Genomic DNA, 22,555 nt, shown 5'->3' on the forward strand with positions numbered 1-22,555 from the left:
GTCCTTTCAAGGGTGGACGGTCCGGCCGTCGGCGTGGAAGCCGTAGCCGTGCAGCCGGGCGAGGCGCCCCGGATCGAAACGGTCGAGGGCCATGTAGAGCGCGATGAGCCGGTCGGCCGCCCCCGCGGTGCCGGCGTTCAGCTCGGCCTTGAGCCGGGTCTCGTCGCGCAATTCGAAAAGCAGCGCGCACAATTGCGGCCCAGCCTCCGGATTGCCGTCGTCGACCGCAGCCCGCAGTTCGGCCAGTTCGGCGTCGGCGCTCTCCCGGTGCTGATGAACCTTGGACACTCGGAGCTGCGCGGCCTGATCACCGGCTTGGGCCCGCGCTTCGAGCAGGTCTTTCTCGCCCCAGGCGACATACAGATCGCACAGCGCCTCGGCCGCGTAGAAGTCGCCCAGCTCCGCTCGTTTGCGAATTTCCCGTACGCAGCCCCGCGCGACGAGCAGGTCGACCAGGCGCTCGGCGGCCGGCCGGTCCCGCCGCCGGGCGCGCTGCCGCAGGTCGTCGCACTCGCCGCCGTCGAGCAGGATGTCGGCCAGCCTTTCCCGGGCCGCCGGGTCGCCGCTCAGGGCCCGCGGGCGGATCGCCTCCACCCGCTGGCGCAGTTCGCGCGTACGGGCCAATTGGTCTTGGATCTGCTCGTCACCCCAATCCGCGTCGAGCACGTCGACCGCGTCGGCGAACCTGTCCTGCCGCACGAGCAGACCGGCCAGCCGCGACGCGGCCACCGAATCGCGGAACTCGTCGGCCAGCCGGCGCAGCGCCGCCTCGGCATAGCGGCAACGAAGCCGGGCCAGGGCGCTGTCGGCGATGTGCCACAGGTCGGGCGGTCGCTGGAGATGCGTGACCAGCGCCTGCCAGGCCTCGTGGGGCACGGGCTCGACCCGGCGGATCCCGCGCAGATGCTGGGCCAGGTAGTCGGCCACCGTGTAACCCGCGAGACGCCCCGGACGGCCCCCGTCGGCCGGGGTCAACGCGGACACCTCACCGAACTGGGGCCGGGTGGCGTGGGGGAGGGCCGCGGGCAGCCACTCGCCGGGCGAACGCACCCGCTGACGCCCGTGCAGGTAGCCGGCCATCGCCTCGACCAGCAACGACTCCGTCAACGGCGACTGCACCCCCAGCCGGTGGGCGTCGGCCGCGGCGGTGATGATGGCTTTGACGTACGGATTGACGGGTTGCTCCCAGCACAACACGAGCGCGGGACCGCCGGCGAGGGCCTGCGTCAGCCCGATGTCGCGTGTTCGCAACGCCTGCCGGACCCGGCTGTCCCGTTCGGCGACGAGCTCCGCCGCCTGTTCCTCCAGCGGGCTCAATTCATCCGGCACGGAGACGACAGTCGCGGTTTTGACCAGGCGATGCACGTCGTCGCGCCCCGCGGTCCACGACGCGTACTGATCGGGCCAGAGCGTGCCCACCACCCAATTCCCGGCCCGGCGCAGCAACCGGATGCAGTGGGCTTCCTCGGCCCCCAGATAGCGCTGCAACTCGTCGAGCCACACGACGCTGCGGCGCGGCGGAGCACCCTTGAGAAAGAGCAACTCCGCCGCATCGGCCGGCTGCACCAGGGCCCACCTCGGCACCAGTTCGTAGACCGCCTCGTACAGCGACCGCGTCTTCCCGGTCGACGACCCACCCACCATGACCACAAAGGCGCCCCGGTCGACCCCGTTCACCCCGAGCGCATTACGCAACCGGAAGTCGTAGTCCCGCGGCACATAAACCGGCAGGTCGTCGTCCCCTTCATCCCCCGGAATGGCACTGTGGATCCCCAGATCCCGCGGCGGCACCTCGTCGACGCGGATGTCCATCGCTCTCCCACCCGTACCGTTCGCGGCGGTACGGCCAACCATCTTTCAGACTCGATCTACCGCTTTCCTACCGCCGCTCAAAAAGCGCCGCGCCGCCGCTTCGTTGCACCGGCCGTGGCACCGTCCGTGGGAAGTCAGCGCCCCAGCTGCTGCTCGGCGACCCGAAGGCAGGCCCGAAGCGTTTCCACCGGTACGCGCATGGCCGAGGCCAGCACTTGGTCGGTGTTCTCGATACCCCGCGCACCGAGATCGTCCCGGATGTCGAGCAGCCCCCGGTGATAGGCGACGCCGCCGTCCGGCAGCGAGGCCAACTGGTCCTCGGTGTACCGCCGCACCATGACCTGCCGCGCCCCCACGGCCGGCAGCCCGAAGTGCTCGGCCGACATGTCCGCCAGGTGCCGCGCCGACCGCCGAAGCGCCGCATCGTTCACCACCGGCGCCTCGATCACGAGCCGCTGCGGCCCCTCACTCGACCGCGTCCACTCAGCGAACACCCGAAGCCCCGGCTCGTGCCGCTCCAACTGGTTCGTCTCTCCGCTCATGTCGCCTGCCCCCTCGTCGTGCCACCTGGCTTCTTCCCGCTGCCCGGGGCGGGCGCCGGTTTCTCGTACTCGAAGTCGACCTGAAGTTTGATGTTGAAGGGTCCAAGCTTGAACCCTGTCCGCGCGTGACCCAGCGAGTTCGGTTGCCGCCCCCGGTTCACTTGAGGGCCACCTTGACGCCGCCGGAGAAGAGCGAGTCGTGCAGCTCGAGGGTGGTCAGCTTGGTGCCCTTGGGGATGTCGAAGACGAGCTTGCCCTTGGCCGTGTTGCCCGGGTTGATCTCTTCGAAAAAGACCTGCTGGTCCTCGTTGGCGTAGATCGCGGCCCCCGAGTCCACCGAGTACTCGGTGCCCTTGGCGTCGAAGGCCTTCTGCACGGAGTCGACCATCGTCTGTGCCTCCTTGCCGATGTTCTTGATCTGCACGCTGACCAGGCAGAACTGCCCCTGGGCCTTCTCGTTGAGATAGGCCGAGCCCACCTTGGCCACGCCGCACTTGACTCCCGTCACCGTGAACTGGAAGTCGCCGTCCTTGGCCGGCTGGTTCAGCCCCGGCATCGAGTCCTTCTTCTTGGCCTCGGTCTTCTTGGCCGCCGGCGCCGCCGCAGCGGGCTCGTCGGCCGCCTCGGTGGTGTCATCGCCCGCGCTGACACCACCGCAGGCCAGCAGCATGAAAACGGCGGCGCCACCGGCAATCCAGTGCCAGGCGCGGTGCTTAGGGGTGTGAGTCATGGGATCTCCAACGAACGAAGAGGTTGTGTACACAGCGCTTGTCCGCTGCGACGCAGTTAATGGAAGCAGCGTCTGACAACTATGTCAACAAGCTTCTGACGAAGCGGATGTGTACACTGCGACACGTGCAGCAGAGAGCGAGAGTCACCGCGGCCGACATCGCCCGCCTGGCCGGCGTGGGCCGCGCCGCCGTCAGCAACTGGCGCAAGCGGTACGACACGTTCCCGCCCCCGGTCGGCGGCACCGCCGCCAGCCCCCAGTTCGACCTCGACGACATCGAGCGCTGGCTGGCCGACCAGGGCAAACTCCCCGCCGTAGCCGACGAGGACCGCCTCTGGCGCAGCCTCCTGGCCGCCGCCGGCGACCCCGCCGAGGCCCTCGCCGTGGCCGGCGACCACCTGCTGGGGCGCAAACAGCTGCCGTACGAGGACCTCCGAGCCCTACTGGATGCGCTGGCCCCCAACGAGCCGAGCGCGGCACTGGAGGCGCTGTGGACCCGGTTCGCCGACCTACCTGGCCAGCGCGCCGTGACCACCCCGGATGCGCTCGCCGACCTGATGGTGAGCCTGGCCGCCGTACGCAATGGAACGGTCTTGGACCCGGCCTGTGGAACCGGCCGCCTGTTGCGTGCGGCGGTGCGCTCCGGAGCCACAACTCTCTACGGGCAGGACGTGGACGGCGCGGCCACCCGGCTGGCTTCGCTGTGGCTCACTGCCAACAACCTCGATGGCGAGATCCGTACGGGCGATTCGCTGCGCCACGACGCCTTCCCCGATCTCACCGTGGACGCGGTAGTTGGCAATTTGCCCTTTGGCCTCACGAACTGGGGCCACGAGGACCTCGGCTACGACCGCCGCTGGGAATTCGGCGTGCCCCCGCGCACCGAGCCCGAGCTCGCCTGGGTGCAACACGCATTGGCCCACCTCGGGCCGGGCGGACGGGCGGTGCTGCTGATGCCCCCGTCTGCGGCGAGCAGGCGTGCTGGTCGCCGTATTCGCGCCGAGTTGCTGCGACGCGGTGCTGTCCAGTCGATCATCGCGTTGCCTCCTGGTGCTGCTGCGCCCCATGCGGTCGGCCTGCACTTATGGGTGCTCTCGCGCGTGAGTGATCCGGCGCCTGAAGTGCGGCTGATCGATGCGTCCGCGCTGGAAATAGACGCAATTCTTGATGAGGTCGGCTATAGCGTTCCTGTGGTCGACCTTCTGGACGAGGAAGTCGACTTATCGCCTGGTCGGCGAGCGCCAGCCGCTGTCACGACCGGAGCTACATTCGCCGACGTGCTGGAGAGCCATAACCAGCTTCGAGCCGTTGTCGAGTCGCTTCAGCAGCTGGTTCCGTCTGCGATGACAGACGTTGAGGGGGGCTCCACGCCGCTCCCAACCGTGTCGGTCGGGGATCTGCTCAGGGCGGGCTCGGTGCAACTGCTGGGTCCGGTCCGGCCGACCCCAGGCGATCCATCAACGCAACGAGTCTGGACGGCGCCCGACATTCTGGTCGGGCGCCCGCCGACGGGCTCTGCTGACACCGCACTCTCGCCCGAAATTACCGTGCAACCAGGGGATATTGCGGTTCCCGTACTGGCTGACGCATTGACGGCCCGGGTCGTCGTTGAGAACGGGTTCCTGCTGGGCCGTGGCGTTCAGCTGTTGCGGTGCGACCCTCAGCTGCTCGACCCGTGGTTTCTGGCCGGCTATCTCCGCACGTCAGCCAACGAACGGCAGGCCAGCCGAGGGTCCGGAAGCAATCGCTTCGATCTGCGTCGCGCCCAGGTGCCGCGCATCCCGCTCGCCGAACAGCGACAGCATGGAGAGATCTTCCGCCAGATGCATCAATTCGACGATGCGGTACGTAAAGCCGCCGAACTCAGCAATGATTTCACCCGAAAGGCCGTTGACGGTCTGGCCGGTGGCCTGCTGGGCCTGGGTGAATGCATTGATGAAAGTTCCATCAGATAGAAATATGGCTCCCGATAATCGGACGACGGGTACGTCGCCGGGATCGGGCGGAACAAGGGGACGAGGAGGGGCCGGGCCGCATGGCAATGGAGATGGCCGGCGAATACACCCTGGTTCGCAAGCTGGGATCGGGCGGCATGGGGGACGTGTTCCTAGGCGTGTCGCCGACCGCCGACCAGGTTGCCGTCAAGAGGATCCACGGGCACCTGCTGGACGACATTTCCATGAAGCAGCGCTTCGCCTCGGAGGTCGAGAGTCTCAAGACGGTGTTCGGCTCGCGTGTGGCGCGTCTTGAAGACGCTGATCCGTACGCGGAACCGCCGTGGCTCGCTGTTGAGTACGTCGACGGGCTGACCCTGAAGCAGTACGTCGAGCAGCACGGGACCTTGCCGCTCGCCTCGACGGCGATGATCGGTGCCATGCTGGCCGAAGGTCTGGACAAGGTCCACCAGGCCGGCCTGCTGCACCGTGATCTCAAGCCGCAGAACCTCATCCTCGGGCAGCAAGGACCAGTCCTTATCGACTTCGGGCTGGCGACTCTGACCGAACGGGAGGACGGCGACGGGCACACTCAGACCGGCATGGTCGTGGGAACCCCGGCTTATATGGCGCCGGAACAGGCCCGCGGTGAGAAGGACTTGACCAGGGCCGTCGACGTCTATGCCTTGGGCGCCACGCTTGTGTACGCCCTCACCGGTCACACGCTCTATTCCCCGTCCCAGGGGATGCTGCTATACCAGGTAGGTAACCCCGACGTCATGCCGGACCTGACCGGTGTTCCGCCTGAGATTTCTTCGCTGGCCAAAGCCATGTTGGCCGACGACGTCCAGTCGAGGCCGCTTCTCAGCGATGTCAGGGAGCGGCTGCTGCAAATCGCCACCGCCGACGGTCGTCCCGTGGCCACGATCCGGGCCGAGGTCGCCCTGGCTACGTTTCATCGGTCGCAGCTGGAAATTCCGGAAGAGCTGACCGATCCCGTACGGGAGACCGAGGACCCGATCGAAGAGACGCAGCCGCCACCGGCCGTGGTCGGGCCTGCCGTCACCCCTCCCGAGGAGCCGCCAAGCACTCCGGTGGAGGTCGACGTGACCTGGCTGATCGAGAAACTTCGCCGGCAGTACGCCCGCCGGTCGACATGGTGAGAAGGGTTCACACGTGAGCAGTGCAGACGCCCCGCTGGCACCCGGCGTCCGGGTTCTTGTCCGCGACGAGGAGTGGTTGGTCCGCGGCGTGCAGACCGACACCCCCGACGGCACGATGATCAAGGCGGTCGGGGTCTCCGAGTTCGTCCAGGACCTCGAGGCCACCTTCTTCACCGAGCTCGACGAAGTGCAGGCGATGCGGCCGGAGGAGACCGTGCTCGTGGCGGACACCTCGTCGCAGTTCCGGCAGAGCCGCCTCTTCCTGGAGGCCGTCCTGCGGCGCACGCCGCTGCCGCGCTCCGAACGCGGGCTGGCCCTGGCCGACCGGTTCCTGCTCGACCCCCTGACCTACCAGCAACGCCCGGTCGAGCTGGCGCTCTCGGGCCTGCGCCCCCGCATCCTGCTGGCCGACGTGGTCGGCCTCGGCAAGACGCTGGAGATCGGGCTGATCTTGGCCGAGCTGATCCGGCGCGGGCGCGGCGAGCGCATCCTGGTCGTGTCGCCGCAACAGGTGCTCGAGCAGTTCCAGCGCGAGCTGTGGACCCGCTTCTCGATCCCGCTCGTCCGGCTCGACTCGGTCGGCATCCAGCGGATTCAGCAGGAGATCCCGGCCGGGCGCAATCCGTTCACCTACTTCAAGCGGGCCATCATCTCGGTCGACACCCTCAAGGACGCCGGGCAGTTCGGCCACCACCTCGACGCGATCGACTGGGACGCCGTCGTCATCGACGAGTCGCACAACCTGATCAACAAGGGCACTAAGCGGAACGAGCTGGCCCAGCGGCTGGCTCGTAAGACTGACGCCCTGCTGCTGGCGAGCGCGACCCCGCACAACGGCGACAAGGAGTCTTTCGCCGAGCTGATCTCGCTGCTCGACCCGGCCGCGATCGCCGACAAGAAGAACTACGTGAAGAAGGACATCGAGCACCTCTACCTGCGGCGCACGAAGATCAGCCCGGAGGTGCGCGACCAGATCGGCGACCGCTGGGCCGACCGCGGCCCTTCAGTTCCCGTGCAGTGCGCCGCTGGGCCGCTGGAGGAGGAGGTCTTCCGGGAGCTCACCGAGACCTGGATGACGGGCAAATGGAGTGACGAGCCGGTCCGTGGCCAGCATCGGCTGTTCCCGTACACGCTGCTGAAGGCTTTTCTCTCCTCCCACAAGGCGCTCGCCTCGACCGTCGCCAAGAGGCTCGCCAAGAAGGACCTGGGCCCGACCGAGTCTGCGAGCCTCGAGCAGCTGGCGGGCCTGGTCGCCGCGATCGAGGATGACAATTCGACGAAGCTGAACCAGTTGGTGGCCGAGCTGAAGACGATCGGGGTGGGCCCGCGCAGCAAGACACGGGCGGTCGTCTTCTCCGAGAGCGTGCCGACTTTGAAGTGGCTGGCCGAGGTCCTGCCAGGACGGCTCGGCTTCGGACCTGACGCGGTCCGTGTCCTGCACGGCGGGGTCACCGATACCGAGGAACAACAGATCCTCCAGGACTTCGAGCTTGAGGGCAGCAGCGTACGGCTGCTGGTCACCGGCGACGTGGCATCCGAAGGCGTCAACCTGCACCGCCAATGCCATCAGCTGATCCACTTCGACATCCCGTGGAGCTTGATCCGGATCGAGCAGCGCAACGGCCGTGTCGACCGCTACGGCCAGCAGCACCGGCCGGAATTCCGGGCGCTCATCCTCACCTCGCAGGTGACAAACGCGAAGGATGACAACACCGTCGCCGCCAAACTCCTCGTTCGTGAAGCGAACGTGCATCGCAGCCTGGGCAGCGTCGAAGCCGCCATCGGCATCCATGACGCCGAGGCCGAGGAGGACCGGCTCGTCAAGGACTTGCTCGAAGGCAAGACGGTCGACGAATCGTACGAGCAAGGGTTTGAGGTCGACGTGCTCGCCGACCTGATGGCTGGCGTCGGCGAGACCTCGGCCGTGGCCGACGTCCCCGTCGCACGGGTGCCCAAACTGTTCGCCTCCACCAGCGAGTTCGTCGAGGCCGCGCTGCGCGAGCTCTACGACAACCGGCCCGAGGACGCCATCGACCTGCGCCGGGAGAAAGAGCTGACCACGTTCCTGGCCCCGGACGACCTGGTCTATCGGCTCTCCGACCTGCCGAAGTCCTATCTGCAGGCGCACCGTGAAGGCGACAAGTTGCGGCTGAAGGTGACCTTCGACCGCAAGCTGGCCCAGCGCAAGCTCGACGAGGCCCGGCAGGCCAAGACCTCCAGCTGGCCCGGCATCGCCTTCCTGAGCGACGTCCACCCGATGATCGACTGGCTCGTCGACAAGGTCCTCATGCGCTTGGGGCGGCAGCAGGCGCCGGTGCTCACCGCTGACGTGCCCGGCCCCGTCTTTCTCGTGCAGGGTGTCTATGCGAACAAGCTCGGCCAGCCGACCGTCGTCGAGTGGATGGCCGTGTCCGGCCTGCCCGGCCTCGGAACCGTGCGGCCGATGGACGAGGTGCTCGCTGGTGCGGGGGTCGGCCCGAAAATGGTGAACCGGGCCGAGTCGGTGCCGCTGCAGCCCCTCCAGAAGATGGTCCCGGCCGCCGTCGCTTCGGCGCGCGACTATCTGGCCGGCCGGCGGGCCGAGTGGGAGAAGACCAACGCCGAGCCGCTGGACGCCTACCGCGCCAAGCTCGCCGATTTCAGCAAGGCCAGCCTGTTCAGTAAGCGCGTCGAAGGCACCGTCCGTGAGCAGAACGACCTGGTCGACCGTCTCGAAACGGTGCCCGACCCGCTGCTGCGGGTCCTCGCCGTCCTCGTCAAGCCCGGAGAGGGTGCCGCATGAACCTCGAATCGCTGACCAACCGCGGCGAATACCTGTCCGCGCACTACCTGGCCGAGGTGCTGCCGACCGCCATCAAGGGGACGCTGCTCAAGCGCTGGGCCGAGGAGGAGAAGGCCGACCGGGAGACCCCGCGTGCGGCCCTGCGCAAGCGCCGTCGCGCCTATCTGGACGCCAAGGCCGAGCTGAGCGATCAGGAGTTCTTCGACCCCGAGCGGCTACGCAAGCACAACCTCGAAATGCTCAGAGCCTTCGGGTACGACCCCCAGCCGCAGACGCTGACCGTGGAGCGCGCCGGCCAGGAGTACGAGATCCCGGTCGCCCACGCCGAGACCAGCACCGGCCACGGTATCGTCGCGCTGCACTGCGGCTGGGCGGTCGACGCCGACGCCGCCCAGGACGCGACCGACGCGGGTCGGCTGATCGACGAGGTGTCGCTCGGTTCGAACGAAAAGATCCAGACCGGGGCCAAGCTGGCCTCCTGGCTGTTTGCCGCCCCCAACCCACCGCGCTACGTGTTGCTGCTCAACGGCGGTGTGGTCACCCTGGCCGACAAGACGGTGTGGGGCGAGGGCCGCTACCTGTCGGTCAGCCTGGACCTCGCCTACGGCCGCAACGACGACAAGGAACTGGACGTCATCGCGGCCCTGTTCGGCGCCGACTCGCTGCGGCCACCGGCCGAGGGCGGCACCGAGGAACTGGCCGAACTGGTCAACGGCTCCCGGCAGCACGCCGTCGGCGTCTCCAGCGACCTGCGCGAGGGCCTGCGCGTCTCGGTCGAGCTCATCGCGAACGAGGTCCTCGACCAGATCCGTGCAGCCGGGCACCAGCCGCAGGACGTCATGGAACTCGACGCGCTGGCCAAGGAGCTCGGACGTGAGTCGCTGCGCTACCTCTACCGCATCCTGTTCCTGCTCTACGCCGAGGCCCGCCCCGAGCTCGGCGTGCTACCGGTCAAGGACCCCGAATACGTCGAGGGATACAGCCTGGACCGCCTCGGCGACCTCATCTCGCGGCGGCTCGCCCCCTCGGCCGAGGGCGGGTATCACCTGTATGAGTCGCTCGATCTGCTCTTCAAGATGGTCAACGAGGGCCACCGCCCGCGCGGCGGCGCGGAAACAGGGGAGAAGGCCAGCGAGGGCGTCGGGCTGCGCTTCGAGCCCATGAAGTCCGACCTGTTCCTGCCCGAGTTCACGAAGCTCATCGGCCGGCTGATTCCCCTGCCCGGCAGCGACCCCGACGACGAGAACGGCCCCAAGCTCGACACCCGCCTGCGCAACGCCACCCTCTACCAGGTGCTGCGCCGCCTCATGCTCAGCAAGGGCAGCCGGAAGGGACGAGGCGGTTTCATCTCGTACGCCCAGTTGGGGATCAACCAACTCGGCGCGGTCTACGAGGGCCTCATGTCCTACACGGGATTCGTCGCCACCGAGACCCTGTACGAGGTGGCCAAGGGCGGCGACCCGAAGGACGGCTCGTGGATGATCCCGGCGTCCAAGGTCGACGAATACGACGACTCAGTGTTCGTGGAGAAGGAGAACGCGTACACCGGCGTTCGTAGCCGGGTGACTTACAAGCCGGGCCAGTTCGTGTACCGGCTCGCGGGTCGGGACCGGCAGACCAGCGCGTCGTACTACACGCCGCAGTCGCTGACCAAGGTGACCGTGCAGCTAGCGCTGAAGTACCGCCTCGAAGAGGAAGAGGGAGAGAAGACTCCGGCGCGCAAGCTGCTCGACTGGACCATCTGCGAGCCGGCGCTGGGGTCGGGAGCCTTCCTCAACGAGGCCATCAATCAGGTTGCAGCCAAGTATTTGCAGCTGCGCCAGAAGGAGTTGAAGGTCAGCCTCGACCCGGAGCAGTATCACGAGGAACTGCAGAAGGTTAAGGCCTACATCGCGCTGCACAATTGCTACGGCGTCGACCTCAACCGCACGGCGGTCGAGCTGGCCGAAGTGTCGCTGTGGCTGAACGTCATGCACGCCGGCTTGCAGGCCCCGTGGTTCGGCCTGCACCTGCAACGAGGAAACTCGCTGATCGGCGGTGGGCGGCGCCTCTACACCGCGGCCCAGCTAGCCGATAAGTCGTGGCTGACGACGGCCCCGCAAGACAAGCCGTTCCGCGACGGCCCGATCGACGAGGGCACGATTCACCACTTCCTGCTGCCGGCCGATGGGTGGGGAGCGGTCGCGGGCGAGAAGGAAGCCCGCGAGCTGGCCCCCGACGAGACGGAACGCCTGAAGAAGTGGCGCACCGCCATGAAGCGCGTCCCGTCCACCAAGGGCTCGCGCGGCAAGCCCTCCCAGGTGGCTCGGCTGCAGGCCCTGTCCCGCCGCGTCGAGTTCCTGTGGGACTTGGTGCAGCAGCGCCTCAAAATCTCCGAACAGGAGATCCGCCGAGACATCAAGGTCTGGGGCGCCGAGGATCTCCCTCCGGTCAACGACGCCGTCCCGCGCGAAAAGATCATGAAAGACCTGACCGAGCCCGGTACGCCGTACTGGCGCCTGAAGATCCTGATGGACACCTGGTGTGCGTTGTGGTTCTGGCCGCTGGACAAGGTAGGCCTGCTCGACGGAAGCGACCCCGAGAAGTACCCATCCAACCCGGTCGAGGTCACATACGTCCGCGAGGAGCCAGAGTTCGAGGAGCCGGCGTCCTACGAGATCGCGGACATCTTCGGCCAGGTCCAGCCCCAACAAACCAAGCTGCCCACGAAGGCCACCGGCGGCACCCGCAAAATGACCTTTGCCCACGAACTAAGCAAGCAGGTTCCACTTGCTAGCCTCGAAGACTGGCTGACCTTCACAGAAGCTGTTGTTGGCCGCCGTGATCTCGATGACGACGCCCAGCACTTCTACGGCCGAAGCTTTGCCAGTCTCGAAGAGATGAGTGAGTTCGAAGAGCGACTAGAGCCTCTAATCGGTGTGGACTCCGTTTGGACGTTGGGCGAACGATTTCCCTGGCTGCAAGTCGCTGAGCAGACTGCCGAAGATCAAGGCTTCTTTCACTGGGAGCTATGTTTTGCTTCCGTCTTCGCCAAAGGCGGATTTGAGATGCAAGTCGGGAATCCTCCGTGGGTCCGCCCCCGTTGGGAAGACTCGGTGGCCTTGGCCGAGGTAGAGCCATGGTTTAAGCTTTCGCACAAGCCGGATGTGGACCTATGGCGCTTCCGTAAAAGCGCTGCTCTCGCAGCATCTGTGGTGCGGCGTCGGTACATTAACGATCTGACCGGCAAGGTTGGACTAGCCGAGTTTCTGTCTGTGGGTGTCAATTATCCACTTTTGGCGGGAACGCAGCCAGACTTGTATCGAGCATTCATGTGTCAGGTCTGGCTTCATCTTGGCCAAGCCGGAACTGCTGGCGTCGTTCATCCCGACAGTCACTTCGGTGGTATCAAAGAGGGTGACCTCCGCGCGTCCAGTTATAGGCGGCTTAGACTGCACGCTGCTTTCGTAAACGCGGCCAACTGGGCATTTTCTGACGCTGGCCGAACGCTGGACTTCGGTGTCCACATCTATGGAGTTCCGAAGAAGATCGGCTTTTTGCACCTGAGCCAACTTTACGGCGCTAACGTGTTGATTGACTCCCTCGATCATGATGGTCAAGGCGCGATTCCTGGACAGAAATATAAGGGTGCCTGGGATCTTCGGCCGCACCGCTCCAGGCTCGTATTCGTCGACGAGGAGCTGCTTGATGTTTGGAGGGGGGTTGGCAGTGATTTGTCGTCGGATTTGGATCAGTCACCTCTGCTTCATCCGATAACTACTCAAGAGCAGGGTGCAATCGCGGCGCTTGCTGTGGCCACGCCGCGCCTTGGAGATCTGGATCCTTTCGTGACCCGCGGATATCGCGAAAAGGAGGGGAAGGATCTTGGTTTGATCCGGTACGAAGTCGGACGACCCAAGTCTTTAGCTGACGTAATCCTGCAAGGTTCCCACCTTAGTATTGCCACGCCACACGCGAAGGAGCCCAATGATCCGTTCCGAAATGGTAAGGATTGGGCTTCGGTTGATCTGACAACGTTGGATAACGACTATGTTCCTCGTACAACCTATGAGATCGCTGGCAATGAAGCATCGTCACGGTCGCGTCAGGATCTGTGGGGCGGGCGTCGATATACTGAATACTATCGCCTAGCCTGGCGGCAGATGATTGACCCTAAGAGCACTGAGAGGTCGTTATTCGCCGCTATCATCTCTCCAGGCCCCGCTCACACTCATGCGGTTCGTTCTTCTGCATTTGCGACAACTCGCGAAACTGCGCTAAATGCAGGGTTTTGGTCGTCTCTTCCCCTCGACTATGTGTTGCGTATCGCCGGTCAAACCAACCTAGATATTGCTGGCGCGAGCATCATGCCTGCTGCTTCGCTCGATCATCCGCTCTCCGAGTCTTTGCTGCTTCGTGTACTGCGGCTTAACTGCCTAACCGAAGCTTATGCGGCGCTCTGGGAGGAGCTGTACAGGCGTTCCTGGGTCAAAGATGATTGGGTAGTTGGCTGGGGTGCAGTCCACCCGTTGGGTCAGGTTCAGGATTCGTGGGACAAGTCTGTGGCATTGCGAACGGAGTTTGAAAGAAGGGCGGCGCTTGTTGAGATAGACGCCTTGGTGTCTGTGTGGCTCGGTATTAGTGCTGACGAGCTAATCGCCATTCTCCGATCTCGATACCCTATTCTCGATGATCGCGAGATGCAGATGTGGTTCGATGCTCGCGGTCGACGAATTTCTGCAGACCCGTATGCATTCGGCTACAGGCAAGAAAAGGGCGACTATGAGCAGTTGGTTGCTCACTTACTTGATCCTGATTCTGTGTCGCCTCCTGTTGAATATTTGCGACCCTTCTATAAGGCAAGCCGAGAGCTCGAGTATGTCGAGGCGCATGCGGCATTCAGCGAACGCCTGCGGGATGCGATCGATGCCGGGTGGCAGGCGTCATGAGGCCTACAGTTGCAGCTGACTCGCTGCGACGGAACCTGACTCAGTATCTGACTACCACGTTCGGGTTGTCCGAGATGCTGATGCGGTACGGTCTGGAGAGGTTTCTCTCGCATCCTGAGCAGGGCGTTTTTCGGGGACCCTACCTGCGGGTTCGGATGCCGTTTCGGACCGCCGAAGACGAGTGGCGTGATGCGTTGGAGTGGGCGCCGAAGGAGTTTGGGCCCTATGTGCATCAGGCTGCGGCGTTTCGGCGGCTGTCGACCAAAGGCAAGAGTGCTGAGCCGGCGCTGATTACTACCGGGACGGGGTCGGGGAAGACTGAGTCGTTTCTGATTCCTGTGTTGGATCACTGTCAGCGGCGGCGGGAGCTGGGGCGGGGTGGCGTCAAGGCGATCCTGCTCTATCCGATGAACGCGCTCGCTACCGACCAGACTCAGCGGATCAACGAGATGCTGGACGATCCGGCGCTCAACCGGATTACGGCGGGGCTCTACATCGGTGACGTTGCGGCCGTTGAGTATCCGCATGTGATGACCAAGCGGTCGGAGATGCGACGCAATCCGCCCGACATTCTCATCACCAACTACAAGATGCTTGACCTTCTGCTCCAGCGGGCGGATGACCTGCCGTTGTGGGACGGGGCCGAACCCGCGTATGTGGTGCTCGACGAGTTTCACACCTACGACGGGGCGCAGGGCACCGATGTCGCGATGCTTCTGCGACGACTGGCTTCCGCGCTCAAGCTGGATGAGCCCGGCCGGCCGCTGGGGTCGATCTGTCCGGTCGCGACCTCGGCCACGCTCGGCGAGGGCGGTGGCAAGGACGGGCGTGAAGCAATCCGGGAAGTTGCCGAGCAGGTGTTCGGCGTGCCGTTCGACGAGGACTCGCTGGTGGGAGAGTCCCGCTACTCGGCGGCCGAGTTCCTGCAGCGGCAAAACTTCGGGCTGCCGCTGCCCGACCCCGAGCACCTGGCCGACCTCGACGACAACGACCCGCTGCTGATGCAACAGGTGGCCGAGCTGCTGCTCGGGGAGCGCTGCGCGGACGACCCGATCCGGCTGGGCGAGTTACTGCGTGAGCATCCGCTGACCCGCGCTCTGCTCGATTCCCTCGGCACCGAGGCGCGGACGTTCGACGAGATCATCGAGGTGTTGCCGCGGAAGAACGTGACCGGGTGGGGCAGCCCGATGCGTACACCTCCCGAAGTGACAGCCAAGGCGCTGGCGCGGTTCGTCGGGCTGTTGTCGCGCGCGAAGAAGCTGGGGAAAGACGGCAAGCACCGGCCGCTGCTCAACATCGAGACCCACCTCTGGGTCCGCTCCGTCTCGCGGCTGTTGCGGGGCGTCGAGCGGGCGGCCACGTTCGGCTGGGACGGGGAGCCGGCGCGGGCGTTCGATCCGTCCGCCCCCGAGATCGACGCCGTGATCGCCGACAACCGGTTCGCCCGGCTGCCCGCCGTGTTCTGCCGGCACTGCGGCCGGTCGGGCTGGTCGGCCGTTTCTCCCGAGCGGCATCCGGAGGATCTGGCCACCGAGCCCGACAAGATCTATCGCTCCAGCGTGGGGCGGGACAAGCGCCGCGTACGGGCGTTGATCGCGGCCACCGAGGACGAGGTCAAGGCGGCCGTCGCCAACACCGCGAACCGGCACAAGAATCTGCACGTCCTCGAATACGGCCGGCACGTCCGCCCGTTCGACCCGGCCAAGGATCACGACCTCGGCGACGACGCCTTGGCCGTGCTCGTCGACATGGGCTCGATCGACGCCGCCGGCAAGGACCGCTGCCCGTCGTGCGAGATGGATGGCGGCATCCGGTTCCTCGGCGCGGGCCTGGCCACGCTGGCCTCGGTGGCGGTCACGCAGCTGTTCACCGGTGGTGAGCTGAGCCTGGCCGAGCGCAAGACGTTGCTGTTCAACGATTCCGTGCAGGACGCCGCGCACCGGGCCGGGTTCGTCGCCAACCGGTCTCACTCTTTCTCGCTGCGCGCCCTGCTGACCAGCCGGCTCACCGCGGGGCAGCCGGTCACGCTGGACGAGCTGATCACCGACATGATCGGGGCCGCGGCCAAGCGGGACGTGCTGTCCGCGGTCGTTCCGCCCGACCTGTACGACCAGCCGGGCGTCGACGAGTTGCTGGGCGGCGAATCGCAGGGCAGCGACGCGGCCTGGGTGCTGGTCGCCGAGCGGCTGGCCTTCGCGGCGATCATGGAGATGGGCCTACGCACCCGGCAGGGCCGCACCCTTGAGCTCACCCGCACAGCTGCGGTTGAGGTTTTCCTGGAGGATCCGAAGGCCGCCGCCGTGCTGTGCCGGGACGAATACCAGCGCGGCGAACCCGGCTTGTTCCCGCCGGACGATGCTCGCTACCTGGCCTTCCTGCGTGGTCTGCTGGAACGGCTGCGGACCCGTGGGGCGATCTATCACGAGTGGCTGCTGCCGTATCTCAAGCGCGGCGGCCGGCGCTGGCAGATCTGGGGTGGCCGACCGCAGGGTCTTCCGGCGTTCCCCGACGGCGTTTCGGCGCCCGCGTTCCTGATGTCGGCCGCCCAGTCGAAGTCGATGTTCGACTCCATTCCGGCCCGGGGCGGCTGGTATCAGGACTGGACGATGCGGTGCCTCGGCCTCGACGCCAACGCCGCCTCCGCGTACCTGGCCCGGCTCTTGCCTACGCTTGCGGCGGCCCAGGTCGTCTCATCCGGCCAGACCGACGACGGCAACACCGTGTACGGGCTGTTGCCTGGTCACATCCGGGTCACCCGGCTCGACAACGAATCCGCCGTCCTAGCCGGCATCGCCTGCGACACCTGTCATTGGGAGCAGACCGAGCATCCAGACCGCCTCGACGACTGGGCCGGCCAGCCGTGCCGCCAGTATCGCTGCTCCGGCCTCCTGCGGAAGGCGCCCGACGACACCGCCCCGGACGACTACTACCGGCGGCTCTACCTCGACAGCGGGGTCTTCCGCGTGGTCACCGGCGAGCACACCGGCATGCTGACCCGGGCCCAGCGCGAGACGGTCGAGAAGCGCTTCCGCGACGGCAAGCACTACACCGACCCCAATGTGCTCTCCTGTACGCCCACCCTCGAGATGGGTATCGACATCGGGGCGCTGTCGGCCGTGGTGCTGGCCTCGCTGCCGGCCGGGCCGGCGAACTACGTCCAGCGGGCCGGCCGGGCCGGGCGCACGAGCGGCAACGCGCTGGTGCTCACGCTGGTCGGCCGCTCGGAGCGCGAGCGCTACTACCTGACCGAGCCGCGCGACATGATCGCCGGTCAGATCATCCCGCCCGGCAGCTTCCTGTCCGCGGTCGAGATCCTGCGCCGGCAGTACATCGCCCACCTGATCGACTTGGCCGCCCGCGACCGGCTGTCCGGCGTGCTGCCGCTGCCGCGCAAGGCGCACGTGCTGTTCGGGCCGAGTGGCTGGCTGGCCGGCTTCGTCGCGGCGGCCCAGGCGGACGGCGTACGGCTGGCCGACGGGTTTCTGAGTCTGTTCGGCGACAAGCTGTCGGATTCCGCAGTGCGGCAGGTCATGAAGTTCGCCGACAGCGGGCTGGCCGTTCGCGTGGCCGAGGCCGAACTAGTTTGGGACGAGCGCTCGGAGGACCTGCGGACCCGGCTCAAGGACATCGACCAGGCGGCCAAGACTCTGGTGCCGAGCGACCCCGACCACGCCCGCGAGATCCGGATGCTCAAGTCCGAGGCGCGGGCCGTACGGCGGAAGCTCGGGGAACTCGGCGCTGCGCCGGCCCACGGCACGCTGGTCGAGCTGGGGCTGCTGCCGAACTACGCCCTGATCGACACCCGGACGTCGCTGGAGGCGACCCTCACCTGGGAGGAGCGCACCGGCGACGACCGGCGCTTCCACACCGAGGTGCGTGACTACGACCGGCCCGCCCAGCAGGCCCTGACCGAGATCGCACCGGGGAACACCTACTACGTGCGCGGCTACAAGCACGAGATCTCCGGCTTGGACGTGGGCCCGGCCGACCGGCCTGCCTATCGGCAGTGGCGGGCCTGCGCCCGGTGCGGCTACGTGCGTACGCACCTGGCCCTTGAGGACACCAGCCCCTGCCCGCGCTGCGAGGACCCGGGCATCGCCGACCACGGCCGGCTGTTCAACGTGCTGCAGCCGACCCGGGTGCTCAGCCGGGACAAGCGGGACGACGCCACGATCCGCGACGACAGCGACGACCGTGAGCGCCGCTACTACGCCACCACAGTCGCGGTCGACGTCGACCCGGCCCACATCGAGAAGGAGTCCTGGCGGCACGAGCAGGAGACGTTCGGGGTCGACTACACCCGGCGGGCCATGGTGCGGCGGTTCAACCTGGGCGCGCAGCGGTTCGACCGGCCGGCCGAGTTCTTCGCGGGCGAGGAGGTGCGGGTCAACCCGTTCCACACCTGCGTTTCGTGCGGCGGCACGACCGTCGACGGTGTGGCCGCCACCAGTCAGACGGTGCTGGCTCAGGCCGCGGGCACGGCCGTCGCCGTCGGCGGGGAGCATCACCGGCCCTGGTGCCCGTACCGGCGCTCGCCCGACCTGGAGAAGCACGTCGAGCTGGTTCTGGCCCACGAGCTGGAGACCGAGGCGCTGCGCATCCTCATCCCCAGCACCGTCGACGTCATCGACGAGCGGGTGGTGTCGTTCGCGGCAGCGCTGCGCCTGGGCATCGCGGCTGAGTACGGCGGGGACCCGGCCCACCTGCGCATGGTCCGGGCGACGATGCCGGACGCGAAGAGCGGCGGCACACGCAACTTCGTGGTCGTCTACGACACCCAGCCGCAGGGTACGGGCTACCTTGACCGGCTCGCGCCGTCCGACCGGTTCCGGGCCGTGATGAAGAAGGCCCGCGCCATCCTGATGGCCTGCGTGTGCCAGCACGAGGGCCGGGCCGCCTGCCACCGCTGCCTGCTGCGCTACGCGCGCAACGACGAGTTCCCGCTGATGAGCCGGCTGGAGGCGCTCGGCGTACTGGAAAGGCTCTTGGACAACTGGCAGGTGCGGGCCGGCACGCGGACCAACGAGATCTCGCTCGTGCACCAGGTGGAGAGCGAGCTGGAGCTGAACTTCCTGCGCAAGCTCATCCAGCGGGCCGACGACCCCGAGGCGGGCATGCGCTTCGACCGGGCCACCGACCAGAACGGCGCGCGGATCGCCGACGTCAGGTTCACCGCGCCCAACGGGCGCGATGTGACCCACTGGCAGATGAAACTGCAGAACACGATTCAGGGCACCCGGCCTGACGTGCTCTTCCGCCGCATGGACGCGCCGTCGGCGCCGGTCGCTGTCTACCTCGACGGCTTCAAGTACCACGCGTCGCCTGAGCACAACCGGCTCGCCGACGACGCCGACAAGCGGGCCCGGCTCCGCGCCCACGGCTACCGGGTGTTCGCCATGACCTGGGACGACATCAAGAACTGGCAGGAGAACCAGGAGGCTGACGCCTGGCTGCCCTACGCCGGCCTCGCCCAGCAGGCCGCCCGGGGCGTCTATCGCCAGCTGGCCCCGGACACGGAACCCGATGACCTGCAACGGTACGTCTGGACCAACCCGGCGGATCTGCTGATGCACTTCCTCGCGAACCCGGACCTCGACCTGTGGCGACACCGCGCCTCGGGGACGCTCGGCGGACTTCTGCAGCAGCCGAAGGCCGAGAAGACGCTGGCCGACTCCGGCAGCATCGGGAACGGCATCCGGGCCTCACTGCGCGGTGACTCGCTTCCGGCGCCGGTGAAGGGATTGATCGGGCTGTTCCGTACGCGGGACAACGCCGATTTTCCGGTCACGCTCGTCATCGACCAGCGAGCGAAACCGCCGGTGTTTTCCGCGCTGACCGTCATCGACGACCGTCCGGCCACGGTGACGACGCCGCACCACAAAACGCAGTGGGCCCGTTGGTTGTGGTGGGCCAACATCGTGCAATTCCTGGACGGCACCGGCGACGGCGTTCAGCTGGCTCAGTCTGTACTGGAAAGCTTTGATCCGGCTCTGCTGGCCGTGAGTGAAGGCACGGGCCTGATGGCCGCGCAGCGTGCCTTCGATCTCGACGAGGAGACGGCAACGTGGCTCGGGGTAGCCCCCGACGCGCCGCCGGTGGAACCGCCGGTTGCCGACGAGGCCGACCCCGCCTGGCAGCAGGTTCTGCGCTATGTGGACTCCGGCGAGCCGGAGCTCGAGCGGTTGATGTTCGCCCTGGTGAAGTTCAACCTGCCGGTACCTGTGGTCGGATACGAGCTCGGCGATCAGGCCTGGATGGCCGAGTTCGCGTGGCCCGACCGGCGTCTCGCCATCGTGCTGGCGGGGGACGAGGACGACCCGGAGACCGATGACCGCGACAAGGCTTACCACGCCGCCGGATGGCATGCGCGCACCGCGGTGGATTGGTCGGCCGACGACCTGGCCGAACTGATCGGGACGACCAAGGGGACACACGGATGAGTGCCGAAGCAACCTTGCGGATCATGGATCGGGCCCACAAGGAGATGACCAAGCTGCCCCGGGCCGACCAGGGCGCCGTCTATGAGTTCATGAACCGGTTCCGGGCCAACCCGCGCGACCCCGAGCTTTACCTGCAGCTGGCGGGGGCGGGGTCGGAACTGCTGTCGGCCCGGGTCGACAAGGCGCACCGGGCCCTGCTGCTGGCGGTCGGTGAACGCGATTACCTGCTCGTGGCGGTCAAGCACCGCGACGAGGTGAGCGACGCGCTGGCCCGGCACGCCTACCGGGTCAACCGCGTGACCGGCGGCATCGAGGTGATCGACCTCGCTCCCGTCGTGAAACCGGAGCCCGACGCCGTACCCCTCTTTCAGGCCTTCACCGACATGCAGCTGGTCGAGCTGGGGGTGGCCGAGCCGCTGCTGCCGCAGATCCGCGCGCTGACCAAGGCGGAGCAGCTCTCGGAGCTGCTCGCCCGTGCTCCGCAGCTGACCACCGATGTGCTGTTCGCCCTTGCCGACGGAACGTCGTACGAGGACGTGAAGGAGCAGATCACCACGCCCGTCCAGGCGGAGGACGCCGTCGACCCGGATGACCTGGCGGCCGCCGTGAACAGCCCGGCCACACAGGTCTTCTCCGACGACGAGGCGCTGCAGGCCGTGCTGGGCGAGTCGTTCGAGCAGTGGCAGGTCTTCCTGCACCCGACCCAGCGCCGGTTGGCCGAGAAGCCCACCAGCGGCCCGACCCGGGTCGGCGGCGGGCCCGGCACGGGAAAGACCATCGTGGCCCTGCATCGGGTCGCGCACCTGGTGCGGCAGCTTCCGGCGGGCGCGGACAAGCCGATCCTGCTGACCACCTTCAACCGCAATCTCGCGGCCGATCTGCGGACCCGGCTGATCGCCCTGGGCGGGCAGGAGCTCACGGCCCGGGTGGACATCGTCAACATCGACAAGCTCGCGAGCCGGGTCGTCTCCGAGGCCAAGATCGGGGCCGGCCGCCGCATCGTCGACGACAACCGGGTGCCTGAGCTCTGGCAGACGTTCCTGATGGAGACCGGCGAGAAGGACTGGGACGCCGATTTCCTGTACGCCGAGTGGACGCAGATCATTCTCGGCCAGGTGCTCAACTCACGGAGCGACTACTTCCGCGCGCGCCGCCCGAACCGTGGCCGCAGCCTCACCCGCGGCGAGCGCGACCAGGTGTGGCAGCTGACCGAGCGGTTCACCAACTGGCTCGACGGCCAGGGCATGTGGACCTGGCGCCAGGTGGCCGAGCGGGCGGCCCGGCTAGAGATGGATCGTGCCGCTCGCAGTGACGCGGCGGCGGAGGAAAGCTCCGGGAGCCTCCTGCGGCACCGCTACCGGCACGTGGTGGTGGACGAGGCCCAGGACCTGAGCGCGGCCCACTGGAAGATGTTACGGGCCATGGTGCCGGCCGGTCCCGACGACATGTTCCTGGCCGGAGACACCCACCAGCGCATCTACGACAACCATGTGACGCTGGGCAGTCTCGGCATCAACATCCGCGGGCGGTCGACGCGGCTCACCCTGAGCTACCGCACCACCCGGCAGATCCTGGCCGCCGCCCTGGAGGTCATGAGCGGCGAGGTCTACGACGACCTCAACGGCGGGGAGGAGAACCTGGCCGGGTACCGCTCACTGCTCCGCGGTGACCAGCCGGTCTTCCGCGGCGCGGCCACCTGGGCGCAGGAGCTCGACCTCATCGCCGACCAGGTCAAGGCGTGGGGAAGTCCGGTCGACGGGTCGATGGCGATCTGCCTGCCGACTCGCGAGCTGGCCACCGACTTGACGGCGAGATTGCAGGAGAACGGGCTGGCGGTGACAGAGATCGGCCCGGACGGCCCCAAGGGCGCCGGCGGGGTGCACATCGGCACGATGCACCGGTTCAAGGGACTGGAGTATCAGCGGATGGTCATCGCCGGGGTGAGCCACGGCCTCATTCCCCGCCTGATGATCGACCGGTACCGGGCCACCGACCCCAAGCGGTACGAGCGCGAACGACAGAAGGATCGCTCGTTGCTCTTCGTGGCCGCCACCCGCGCTCGCGACGAACTGGCCGTGTTCTGGCACGGCACGCCGAGCCCGTTCCTCACCAGTCGCCTGGTGCAGCAGCAAATGTCGGCGGAGCCGTCGGCCCGGTCAGGCATCGACCGGGAGGCTCTGTGATGCCGACCCGGAGCTTGAACCACGGTCGCTACGAGCTGGAG

9 protein-coding genes are annotated in these 22,555 nt (G+C 67.0%); 6 read left to right on the forward strand and 3 right to left on the reverse strand.

Features of this window, described 5'->3' with window-relative positions; genetic code table 11:
• Window positions 1-6: 6 nt before the first annotated feature.
• From M1L60_RS14455 to M1L60_RS14465, 3 genes are all read right to left on the reverse strand, one after another.
• Complete coding sequence (locus tag M1L60_RS14455) at window positions 7-1,812, reverse strand: hypothetical protein (RefSeq protein WP_253237915.1); 1,806 nt, start codon at window positions 1,810-1,812, stop codon at window positions 7-9.
• A gap of 134 nt (window positions 1,813-1,946) precedes the next feature.
• A complete protein-coding gene (locus M1L60_RS14460; RefSeq protein ID WP_253237916.1) occupies window positions 1,947-2,354 on the reverse strand; it encodes a hypothetical protein in 408 nt (135 codons plus the stop codon).
• A gap of 157 nt (window positions 2,355-2,511) precedes the next feature.
• Window positions 2,512-3,084, reverse strand: coding sequence for a DUF4352 domain-containing protein (locus tag M1L60_RS14465; protein ID WP_253237917.1), 573 nt, complete (start codon window positions 3,082-3,084; stop codon window positions 2,512-2,514).
• A 125-nt stretch (window positions 3,085-3,209) separates the two neighbouring features.
• Between M1L60_RS14465 and M1L60_RS14470 the strand changes: the two genes are divergently transcribed.
• The 6 genes from M1L60_RS14470 (at window position 3,210) to M1L60_RS14495 (ending at window position 22,514) form a co-directional block, all read left to right on the forward strand.
• Complete coding sequence (locus tag M1L60_RS14470; protein ID WP_253237918.1) at window positions 3,210-5,039, forward strand: N-6 DNA methylase; 1,830 nt, start codon at window positions 3,210-3,212, stop codon at window positions 5,037-5,039.
• Between the two features lie 80 nt (window positions 5,040-5,119).
• Entirely contained in the window at window positions 5,120-6,181 is a 1,062-nt protein-coding gene (locus M1L60_RS14475) for a serine/threonine protein kinase (protein ID WP_253237919.1), read from the forward strand.
• A gap of 13 nt (window positions 6,182-6,194) precedes the next feature.
• Window positions 6,195-8,963 (forward strand): helicase-related protein, encoded by a 2,769-nt coding sequence (locus tag M1L60_RS14480; RefSeq protein ID WP_253237920.1) that lies wholly within the window; start codon window positions 6,195-6,197, stop codon window positions 8,961-8,963.
• Window positions 8,960-13,891 (forward strand): DNA methyltransferase, encoded by a 4,932-nt coding sequence (locus M1L60_RS14485; RefSeq protein WP_253237921.1) that lies wholly within the window; start codon window positions 8,960-8,962, stop codon window positions 13,889-13,891. The genes M1L60_RS14480 and M1L60_RS14485 overlap by 4 nt, the downstream gene beginning before the upstream one ends.
• A complete protein-coding gene (locus M1L60_RS14490; protein ID WP_253237922.1) occupies window positions 13,888-20,331 on the forward strand; it encodes a DEAD/DEAH box helicase in 6,444 nt (2,147 codons plus the stop codon). The genes M1L60_RS14485 and M1L60_RS14490 overlap by 4 nt, the downstream gene beginning before the upstream one ends.
• Window positions 20,328-22,514: a UvrD-helicase domain-containing protein gene (locus tag M1L60_RS14495; protein WP_253237923.1), complete on the forward strand. Its 2,187-nt coding sequence runs from the start codon at window positions 20,328-20,330 to the stop codon at window positions 22,512-22,514. The genes M1L60_RS14490 and M1L60_RS14495 overlap by 4 nt, the downstream gene beginning before the upstream one ends.
• The last annotated feature ends 41 nt before the right edge of the window (window positions 22,515-22,555 follow it).

The sequence above is a fragment of the Paractinoplanes aksuensis genome (genome assembly GCF_024137025.1).
Classification (GTDB): Bacteria; Actinomycetota; Actinomycetes; order Mycobacteriales; family Micromonosporaceae; genus Actinoplanes; species Actinoplanes aksuensis.